The sequence below is a fragment of the Nonomuraea turkmeniaca genome, assembly GCF_005889735.1.
Lineage (GTDB): Bacteria > Actinomycetota > Actinomycetes > Streptosporangiales > Streptosporangiaceae > Nonomuraea > Nonomuraea turkmeniaca.
In genome coordinates this window covers 1-9,571 of the sequence record NZ_VCKY01000330.1, presented here as the reverse complement: position 1 = coordinate 9,571, position 9,571 = coordinate 1, and the positions used below count along the sequence as shown (strand labels likewise).

Genomic DNA, 9,571 nt, shown 5'->3' with positions numbered 1-9,571 from the left:
CGCCGCCGGAGTCGACGAACTGCCATTGTTGCTGGTTGCCGTTGTTGCGGGTCCATTGGGTGATGCGGGCGCCGTCGTTGGTGGCGAGGTTGTAGACGTCCAGGGCCTTGCCGCTGTTGCGGTTGAGGAGGATGTACCAGGCGTTGGTGTCGACGGTGGCCGCGTTGGCGGTCTGCGTCTGAAGGGCGACGAACAGGCTCGCCAGTAAGGTGGCCACCGTCGCGAGGACGGCCAGGGATCTGGATTTCATGAGGTTCTCCGATTCCTCTGTCGATGTGTCGGGTCAGGGGGTGGTGAGATCGAAGCGGTGTACGGTGACCGCGCCGCCGAGGGACTGGGTGGCGTAGTTGAAGATCCCGAAGCGGTAGCCCATGAAGAACTGCCAGGCGTTGTTCAAGGTGAAGGCCGGGCCGAGGCTCGTGAAGGTGCTGCCGTCGGTGCTGTAGGAGAAGCGGGCCTGGCGTCCTGAGCCGGGCCGGATATCGGCGTTGACCCGCAGCCAGATCCGGCCGCCGGAGATGTTCGCGCTGGCCGCCTCGGTGCCGGTGCCAGTGGTCTGCCAGGAGCTGTTCATGGTCAGGCCGTTGGTCATCACGACCCGGTTGACGCCGTTGTCGCGTTTGACGCCGATCCAGGCCGACTGGTCGCGCAGCATGGCCAGCCCGGCGCGGTCGCCGTTGGCCATCTGCGCGTAGTCGAGTTCGATCGTGGCCGTCGAGGAGGGGCCCTGGATGCGGTGGGTCAGCGTGTTCCGGGCGTTGTAGAGGTCGCCGGTGACGGTCGCGGTCTGCAGGCGCAGGCCGTTGCCGGTGGAGTAGCGGGTGGTGTCGGGGTTGTGGTTCCACTCCCAGCGGTGGCCGAGGCTGGCCGAGGTGAAGGTGTCGGGGCCGATCATGGATGCCACGGTTCGGCTGGTCTGGATGTTCGGCTTGGGGTAGGTGACGCCCCAGGCGCCGTTCACGGTCTGCACGGTCGGCCAGTCGCCGGTCCAGGTGATCGGTGCGAGTGCGGGGACGCGGCCGCCGGGGTAGGCGTCGACGAACGACATGTAGTACCAGGCGCCGTTCTGGGTCTGGACGAGGCCGCCCTGGTGGGGGACGCCGCCGCCGGTGATGGGGCCGGGCATGTCGAGCAGGACCTGGCGCATCTCGTACGGGCCCCAGGGGGAGGTGGAGCGCAGCACGTACTGGCCGTTGGCGGGGCGGGTCAGCCAGATGTAGTAGTAGCCGTTCCGCTTGTAGAAGCGGGCGCCCTCCAGGGTGCCGACGCTGCTCGGGGTCTGGAACACCTGCTGGGCGCGTACCTGGCTGAGCCCGTCGGCCGAGAGCTGGGCGACGCTGATGGTGCCGTTGCCGTAGGCGACGTACATGGTGTCGTCGGTGTCGATCAGCAGGCCGGCGTCGTAGTAGCAGTTGTTGATCTGCGAGCGTTTGGTCCAGGTGCCGTCCACGGCGGAGGCGGTGTAGACGTAGGTCCGGTTGAACTCGACGCAGCCGATCCAGTAGTAGGTGCTGTTGCTGGGCCGGTAGTTCAGGGTCGAGGCCCAGATGCCCTTCACGTATGCCCGGCCGCCGTTGAGGTCGTAGGCGGCCGAGTTGAAGTCGAGCCTCGGGACCGAATGGCCGGCATACTCCCAGTCGACCAGGTTGTAGGAGCGCAGGATCGGCGCGCCAGGCGAGTAGTGCATCGTCGAGGCCGAGTAGTAGTAGGCGTCACCGACCCGGATGATGTCGCCGTCGGCGAAGTCCTGCCAGACGACCGGGTTGGTGTAGGTGCCGCCCGGGTTCGGGTCGCTGCCGATCGGGACGAGTTGCCATTGCTGGTTGGCGCCGCCCCAGTCGTCGTACTGGACGATGTTGGCGCCGTCGGCGGTGGAGGCGCCCTGGACCTCCAGGGCCTTGTTGCTGTGGCGCGAGATGAACCTCACATGGCCGTCCGAGCTGTCGGCCAGCCGCCACTGCTGGTTGGTGCCGTTGTGGTCCGCCCATTGCACGATCGCGCCGCCGTTGGCGGTGGAGAAGTTGGAGACGTCCAGGACCTTGCCGGAGTGGCGGGACTTGATGCGGTAGTAGCCGCCGCCGGAGTCGACGAACTGCCATTGTTGCTGGTTGCCGTTGTTGCGGGTCCATTGGGTGATGCGGCCGCCGTCGGCGGTGGACAGGTTGTAGACGTCCAGGGCCTTGCCGCTGTTGCGGTTGACCAGCACGTACCACGCGTTGGTGTCGACCGTCGCGGCCGATACCTGGGGCGTGAGGAACACGCCCACGAGAAGAAGTGACGAGAGAACCGCGAGCAGGCGCCTCACAGGAACCTCCAGAGGTTGTTGTTCGAGCCGTTGTCGTCGGTGAGCACGATCTGCGCGCCCTGGGACGTGCCGCCGAGGCCGAGTGCCCGACCGCCGGGGCCGGTCTGTAACCCGTTGACGCTCCTCACGGCCGCCGCCGTATGCGCCGGTGGGATCACCTCGGGCGAGGTCACCGAGGCGATGGCGGCGGCGCACAAGTCTCTGCACAGGCTTGATTCCCGCACGTGGTCACACCCCGTGGCCTGGGGATTCGTGCGAGAGGCCGGCCGCCGGCGGGTGCGGCAGGAAGGTGGCATGCCGAATCAGCGGGGCCCTGCGGACCTTACGCCGAGGGGCGACCGCCTGACCGCTCCTGATCTTGGACGGCCGGCCCGGAGGCCGGTGTCCACCGAGCCACCGACCGGGATGGAACCGCTGCCGCCTCGGCTTGCCGGCGAGCGGGCGAGCGGTCTGTGGTGCGCGGTTGCCGGGGACGAGGGGGGACATCCAGGGCTCCTTGCCTAGATCGAAGATGGCGGCCGGCCGTTGTTAGCGCTAACATTCGATCTTGCACAGCTGCATTGCCAATTCGGTGTGTACGTTGTCGCGGAGTACATCCGACGGTCCGGCCTGGCGTCAACGAGGGGCGACCGTTGCCGGCCCAGGCGTCGCTGTCGGAACGCTCCCCAGCCTGGAGTTTCGTCCGGGAGGAGATCCCGTCGCATCGTCCGTGGATGTGAAAGTTTCACAGAAGCTACCAGGATGCAACAGGGTAATTTGAGGCGCGTTAGGAGTTAACTTGCTGCCTCTGTGTCGTGGTCATGCCGGTGTGGTGGGGTCCCAAGGGGCGCCGACCCTTGACCCGGTTGGCCGAATCGGCAGGAGTATCGACCGCGATGGTCCCAAGGTTGCGGACTCAGCCGCGCCCCTGCGCGAGGCGGGTGCCACGCCGAACCATGCTGAGCAGGCCAGGATTGGTCTGATCTTGATTAAGTTTCTTTCCGTGAACGGTTGACAAGTCGCAGCAAGGCCTTTTGCGTTCCTGCAGGAGATGTTAATGCGAACAACCGGCGCCCGATAGTTTCCGGCTGCCATGTCCTGAGTGGATGATCTTCAGTACGCGCTGGTCCTGGCAGGAGCCTCTCAACAGGCAACCCGAGGTCGTGCACCGGTAGTCGGAGACCTACGAGAGCCGGGTGGGTCGGCCCGGATCGAGCTCGTTTTCCGCGACGTTCGGCAGCCCTCAGAGGAGGACGCGCGTTGACGGCCCCGGCAAGCCGATCGCCCATCAAGCAACTTGTTGTGAAGTAGCGTGATGCACGCCGCGGGGAACATTCATCGCAGCGGGCGAGCGATATCGTCTCCCCGTGACCGACCGCGAGATCTCCCCGGCCGCCCCGCCCGACTCCCCGACGCCGCGGGTGAGCTATCTGGTGTTCCGGCTGGAGCGCTATATCCGAGGCCGCCTGGACGAGGCCCTCGCCCGGCACGGCGTCACGACCACCGAGTACATGGCGCTGAGCGAACTGCGACTGCGCGACGGACCGTCCTCGGCGGATCTGGCACGCATCGCTTTCGTCACGCCGCAGGCGATGAGCCTCGTCATCCGCGACCTCGAGCGACGCGGTCTGATCCGTCGAGACCCGGAGCCCGGCGGGGGCCGCGTGCTGCGTGCCCGCCTTACCCGCGAGGGCCGGTCCGCCTTGCGGCGCTGCGACCGTTCCGTCGACGAGATCGAGGCGCTCATGTTCGCCGAGGCCGACGACAGCGAGCGCAAGACGCTGGCGGAGAGCCTTTCGGCGTGCGCCCGCGCCCTGCACCCCTGACCTGCGCCCCTGATTCGCTGAGGAACGATGGTGAGTGGCTTGCGCGGACGGCGGGCCGCCGAAGCCGACCGCGCTCACGCAGGCGACGTTGCCTAAGATCCACTCGCGAGACCCATCTTGTCGACCCTGGCCTCGGCTCACGATCCTCCGGCAGCCTCTCGTCGGCATGGGCACGTTGGCCGCCGGGAACCGTGGTCGCAGCGCGCCTTAGAACCGTGACCTTGCGGCACCTTCCGGGCGGCGTGAGCGGGATAGGCTCAGCCTGTGCCCACCTACGTCGCCGTGGACCTCGGGGCCGAGAGCGGCCGGGTGCTCGCGGGGGAGTTCGACGGCGAGCGTCTCGTGGTGAGCGAGGTCCACCGCTTTCCCAATGTGCCGGTCCGCATTCTCGGCGGGCTCCACTGGGACGTCTTGCGCCTGCTGGCGGAGGCGCGTGCCGGGATCGGGCGCGTCGTCGGCGAGCGTCGGGTCGTCAGCGTGGGCGTGGACGCATGGGGCAACGACTTCGGACTGCTCGACCGCGACCAGCGGCTCCTAGCCAACCCCCGGCACCATCGCGACCCGTACACCGCCGGCCTGACCGCCCTGGTCTCCTCTCAAGAGCACTACGAGGTGACGGGCGTGCAGCCGCTGCCCATCAACACCTCGTGCCAGCTGCTCGCGCACGCCGGGTCGCCGCTGCTGGACGCCGCTGATCGGCTGGTGATGTTACCCGACCTGTTCACCCTCTGGCTGAGCGGCGAGACGCTCACCGAGCGGACGATCGCGAGCACCAGCCAGCTCCTGGACGCCCGGACCGGCCGCTGGGCCGGCGACCTCATCGCCCGGCTCGGGCTGCCGTCGCGTCTGTTCGGTGCGGACATCGTCGAGCCCGGCACGGTCGCGGGGCCGCTGCGGGACGAATCCGGCAGGCCAGGCGAGGCCGTCGTGGTCGCCGTGGCCGGTCATGACACCGCGTCGGCGGTTGCGGCGCTCCCCGTCGTCCCCGGTCTGAGCGGCTCCTCCGGCGCAGTCGGGTACGTCTCCTGCGGCACGTGGTCGCTCGTCGGTGTGGAGACGGCCGGGCCCATCACCACCCCGGAGTCCCGGCTCGCCGGGTTCACCAACGAGGGTGGCGTGCTCGGCACCGTGCGGTTCCTGCGCAATCTCAACGGTCTTTGGTTGCTCCAGGAGTGCCGCCGGGCTTGGGGGACCGCCGCTTCGTATGCCGACCTGGTCGCCGAGGCCGAGGCCGCACCCGCTTTCGGCCCGCTGATCGATCCCACCCACCTGGGCTTCCTGAAGCCGGAGGACATGCCGGCCCGAGTCGCGGCGTTCTGCCGCGCGACAGGCCAGCCGGTGCCCGAGGGCCGGGCCGCGATGGTGCGTTGCATCCTGGAGAGCCTGGCGTGCTCCTACCGCATGGTCCTGGAGCAGGCCGAGGAGCTGACCGGCCGCCCGGTGGAGGCCGTGCACCTCGTCGGCGGCGGCGCCGCCAGCGACACGCTCTGCCGGCTCACCGCGGACATCGGCGGGCGCCCCGTGCTCGCGGGGCCGGTCGAGGCGACCGGTATCGGCAACCTCCTCGTCCAGGTCATGGCCCACGGGGGCATCGGTTCCCTTGGAGAGCTGCGGGAGGTGGTCCGCCGGTCGTACCCGCCCCGGACATACCTGCCGGACACTGAGCGCGAGCCGTACGATGCGACGTATGTCCGGTTCCGCCAGCTGACCGCTATTGACAACTTCTGGAGTAAAGTAGCCTCGCAGAGGTGCCCGACCATAGATGAGTGAGCCCGGTCCCATGCTGATCGCAGAGCGGCGACGCCGCATCCTGGAGCACGTGCACGAGCACGGGTATGCCTCGTTCCGGGAGCTGGCCGGCGCGCTCGGCACCTCGGAATCCACTGTCCGGCGGGACCTGCGGTCACTGGTCGGCGAGGGCCTGCTGGACGCCACTCGGGGTGGCGTGACTCGGCCCGTCCTCCCCATGTCACCGCGTCCGGTCTCCGCGGACGCGGTGGCGGCCGAGCGCGAGGCCATCGCCGCCCACGCCGCGACGCTCGTGGAGCCCGGCACCGCCGTCCTGCTCGGTCCCGGGCGCACCACCGCGGCGCTGGCCCGTCGGCTCGCCGAGCTGCCGGCCCTCACCGTCGTCACCAACTCCACCATGGTGGTCGAGGCGCTCATGGACGCGCCCCACGTCGAAGTCGTCGCGGTGGGCGGCACGTTGCGGCGGTCCATCCACGCCTTCGTGGGGCCGATCACCGAGCAGCACCTGGCGGGTCTGCGTGGCGCGCAGACCTTCCTGTCGGGCGACGGCGTCACCCCCGAGAGGGGACTGACCACGCCCAACGTCTTCGCCGCCGCCACCGACCAGGCCCTCGCCGCGGCCGGCCGCGACGTCGTCGTCCTGGCCGACCACTCGAAGATCGGTCATGACACGATGTGCCAGACCGTGGCCACCGAGCGCATGAGCGTCCTGGTCACAGACCCGAAGGCGGATTCCGTCATGGTGGACCGGCTTGTCGGCGCGCAGGTCGACGTCCACTTGGCTGACATGAACCGATGAGTTCTGGCACGAATTGACATCTTCCTCGGGCGTATAACGAGTCGGCAACACCCCTCCTCCGCTGTTGTCGCGTATGACCAGCTAGTACGCATCCGGGGCGGTCTGCCACCCGGGGTTGTCCCGGCGACGCATATTGACACATCGATGACCGCCGTGGCTATCATCCCCTCAGCTTCCTGTCAAAACAATGCAAATCGTGGCAGGTGGTGCCCGTTCCCTCGGAAGGAGGGGTCACTTGATGCCCCGCAGAACAACGGCTGCGGCCGCTGCCGGCCTGCTGGCGCTCACGCTGAGCGCGTGCGCCAAGTCCGTCGGCGACGGCCCCGGGGACGCCGGCGCGTCCGCCCAGCAGCAGGTGGAGGCGACCACTGGAGACGCGTCGCTGTGCACTCCGGAGCGATACAACGGCGGTGTGCCCCAGCTCGATCTGAAGAACGTCACCGTGGGGTTCGCGCAGTCAGAGAAGGAGGCGAACCCGTTCCGGATCACCGAGACGCAGTCGATCAAGGATGAGGCCACGCGGCGAGGCATCAAGCTGATCACGACGAACGCGCAGTCGGACCTCAACAAGGAGATCGCCGACATCCAGGGCATGATCGCCCAAGGCGCCAAGGTCCTGATCATCTCCCCGCTCAACTCGGAAGGGCTCGACCCCGCGCTCAAGGCGGCCCAGGATGCGAAAGTCCCGATCATGACGATCGACCGGCTGCTCACCACCAAAAAGGCCTGCGTCGACTACGTCGGCTGGATCGGCTCCGACTTCGTCAAGCAGGGTGCCCGAGCCGCCGATGCGATGATCACCGCGACGGGAGACAAGGGAGAGGTCGCGATCCTGCTCGGAGCCTCGGGGGTGAACGTCACCGTCGACCGGACCAAGGGTTTCAAGGATCAGCTCGCCGCGAAGGGCTCGTCGCTGAAGGTCGTGGCCGAGCAGACCGGCGACTTCACCCGGGAGAAGGGCCGCGCGGTCACCGAGCAGCTCATCTCCGCCAACCCCGGCATCAGCGCCATCTACGCGGAGAACGACGAGATGGCCCTCGGCGCCGTCGCCGCGCTCAAGGCGGCGGGCAAGAAGCCGGGCGACGTGAAGATCGTCACGATCGACGGCACTCGTGGCGCGGTCCAGGGCATCGTCGACGGCTGGATCGCCGCAGTCATCGAGTCGAACCCACGATTCGGGCCACTGGCTTTCCAAGCGCTCGAGGACTTCTACGCCGGCAAGGGCGTACCGGCGAAGACGATCATCTCCGACAAGGAGTACACCCCTGAGAACGCCCAGGCCGAGCTGCCGAACGCCTACTAAGCCCGGGGGCGGCCCGGGCCGCCGCCCTCACGACGTCCGGGAGCGGGCACATGAATGAACCGGTGTGTGAGGCGCATGCCATCTCCAAGCGGTTCAGCGGGACCCTCGCCCTCGACCGCGTCTCGTTGCGGCTCGACGCCGGCGAGGTCCACGCGCTGGTGGGGGAGAACGGGGCGGGGAAGTCCACGCTGATCAAGGTGCTCACCGGGGTGCACAGACCGGACGGCGGCACGATCCGCCACCTCGGCCGGCCAGTGTCCTTCTCCGGGCCCGCCGACGCCCAGGAGGCCGGGATCAGCACCATCTACCAGGAGGTCGAGCTCGCCCCGCTGCTGAGCGTGGCCGACAACCTCTTCCTCGGCAGGGAGCCGATCACCCGGTTGAGGCTGCTCGACCGGTCGCGACTGCGGCGCGAGGCCACCGAGGTCCTCGCCCGGTACGGCGTGGCCGTAGACGTCCGCCGTCCGCTCGGCGAGCTCGGTCTCGGCATCAGGCAGATGGTGGCGATCGCCCGTGCGGTCAGTGCCCGCGCCCGATTGGTGATCATGGACGAGCCGACCTCCTCACTGGCCCCGCGCGAGGTGGACCGGCTCGCGGATGTCATCGAGGTGCTGCGCGAGCAGGGCATCGCAATCCTCTACGTCACTCACAAGCTGGATGAGGTCTTCCGCGTCTGCCAGCGGGTGAGCGTCCTGCGTGACGGCCGGCTGGTCCACACCGGTCGCGTCCGGGAGACCTCCCGCATCGGCCTGGTCGCCGCGATGCTCGGCCGGCCGGTGGCCGAGGTGCGCCGCCACGGCGTGACGAGCTTCGGCGAGGCCCACGAGGTAGGCCGCGCCGCACCGGTTCTGCGGGCCGAGGCCCTCGTGCGCGCGCACGCTCTGCACGGCGTCTCCGTCGAGGTACGTCCGGGCGAGGTGGTAGGACTCGCGGGCCTGCTCGGCTCCGGCCGGTCGGAAACGGTGAGGGCGGTGTTCGGCGCCGACCCCCTCGACGCCGGGTCGGTGGAGGTGGCGGGGCGTGTCCGCCGACGCTGGAACCCCGCCATCGCCATCCGCTCGGGTGTCTGCATGGTGCCGGAGGACCGCAAGGCCGAGGGAGTCGTGCCGGGGCTGTCGGTCCGTGACAACATCACGCTCGCGGCACTGCCCCGCCTCACCCGGGGCGGGCTGGTGTCCCGCCGGGCGCGGGACCGCGTCGTCGACGCATTCGTCCGCCGCCTCGGGATCAAGGCGTCGTCGCCCGACCAGAAGGTGGGCGAGCTGTCCGGAGGCAATCAGCAGAAGGTGCTGCTCGCCCGCATGCTTTGTCTCCATCCCGCGGTGCTGATCCTCGACGAGCCGACGCGGGGCATCGACATCGGCGCCAAGGCGGAGATTCAGGCGCTCATCGACGAGCTCGCTCATGAGGGCCTCGGCGTGCTACTGGTGGCGGAGTTGGAGGAGATCGTGGAGGGTGCCGACACCGTCGTGGTCCTGCGGGACGGGACGGCGGCCGGCATCCTGCGCGGCGCGGAGATCGGCGAGCGGCGGATCATGGAGCTGATCGCCGCGGCCGACTCGGATGGATCTTCCGGCGGGCGGTTCGATGACTGAGCCGCCCAGCGGGAC

At 68.8% G+C, this 9,571-nt stretch carries 8 protein-coding genes; 5 read left to right on the top strand and 3 right to left on the bottom strand.

Annotated elements, in window-relative coordinates; translation table 11 throughout:
- The 3 genes from ETD86_RS49710 to ETD86_RS49700 all read right to left on the bottom strand — a co-directional run.
- On the bottom strand, positions 1-250 hold a 250-nt coding region (locus ETD86_RS49710), incomplete at its 3' end, for an RICIN domain-containing protein (RefSeq protein ID WP_211370822.1).
- A gap of 33 nt (positions 251-283) precedes the next feature.
- Positions 284-2,305 (bottom strand): family 43 glycosylhydrolase, encoded by a 2,022-nt coding sequence (locus tag ETD86_RS49705; protein ID WP_211370821.1) that lies wholly within the window; start codon positions 2,303-2,305, stop codon positions 284-286.
- Positions 2,302-2,529 (bottom strand): hypothetical protein, encoded by a 228-nt coding sequence (locus ETD86_RS49700; RefSeq protein ID WP_138673601.1) that lies wholly within the window; start codon positions 2,527-2,529, stop codon positions 2,302-2,304. Before ETD86_RS49700 ends, ETD86_RS49705 begins: the two co-directional genes overlap by 4 nt.
- 1,122 nt (positions 2,530-3,651) lie before the next feature.
- Here ETD86_RS49700 and ETD86_RS49695 point away from each other — a divergent pair.
- The 5 genes from ETD86_RS49695 (at position 3,652) to ETD86_RS49675 (ending at position 9,556) form a co-directional block, all read left to right on the top strand.
- Positions 3,652-4,110 carry a MarR family winged helix-turn-helix transcriptional regulator gene (locus ETD86_RS49695; RefSeq protein ID WP_246149447.1) on the top strand — a complete coding sequence of 153 codons (459 nt, stop codon included), beginning with the start codon at positions 3,652-3,654 and terminating at the stop codon, positions 4,108-4,110.
- 264 nt (positions 4,111-4,374) lie between these two features.
- Positions 4,375-5,880 (top strand): rhamnulokinase, encoded by a 1,506-nt coding sequence (locus tag ETD86_RS49690; protein WP_138673600.1) that lies wholly within the window; start codon positions 4,375-4,377, stop codon positions 5,878-5,880.
- Positions 5,873-6,658, top strand: a complete 786-nt coding sequence (locus tag ETD86_RS49685) for a DeoR/GlpR family DNA-binding transcription regulator (RefSeq protein ID WP_138673599.1) — start codon at positions 5,873-5,875, stop codon at positions 6,656-6,658. Before ETD86_RS49690 ends, ETD86_RS49685 begins: the two co-directional genes overlap by 8 nt.
- A 238-nt stretch (positions 6,659-6,896) precedes the next feature.
- Complete coding sequence (locus ETD86_RS49680; protein WP_138673598.1) at positions 6,897-7,961, top strand: ABC transporter substrate-binding protein; 1,065 nt, start codon at positions 6,897-6,899, stop codon at positions 7,959-7,961.
- Positions 7,962-8,011: 50 nt separating this feature from the next.
- On the top strand, positions 8,012-9,556 hold the full coding sequence (locus ETD86_RS49675; protein WP_138673597.1) for a sugar ABC transporter ATP-binding protein: 1,545 nt from the start codon (positions 8,012-8,014) through the stop codon (positions 9,554-9,556).
- Positions 9,557-9,571: the final 15 nt, after the last annotated feature.

Bases quoted from the DNA above. Each gene is read 5' to 3' on its own strand.
- ETD86_RS49685 (WP_138673599.1), top strand. From the start codon at position 5,873: ATGAGTGAGCCCGGTCCCATGCTGATCGCAGAGCGGCGACGCCGCATC.
- ETD86_RS49680 (WP_138673598.1), top strand. From the start codon at position 6,897: ATGCCCCGCAGAACAACGGCTGCGGCCGCTGCCGGCCTGCTGGCGCTC.
- ETD86_RS49675 (WP_138673597.1), top strand. From the start codon at position 8,012: ATGAATGAACCGGTGTGTGAGGCGCATGCCATCTCCAAGCGGTTCAGC.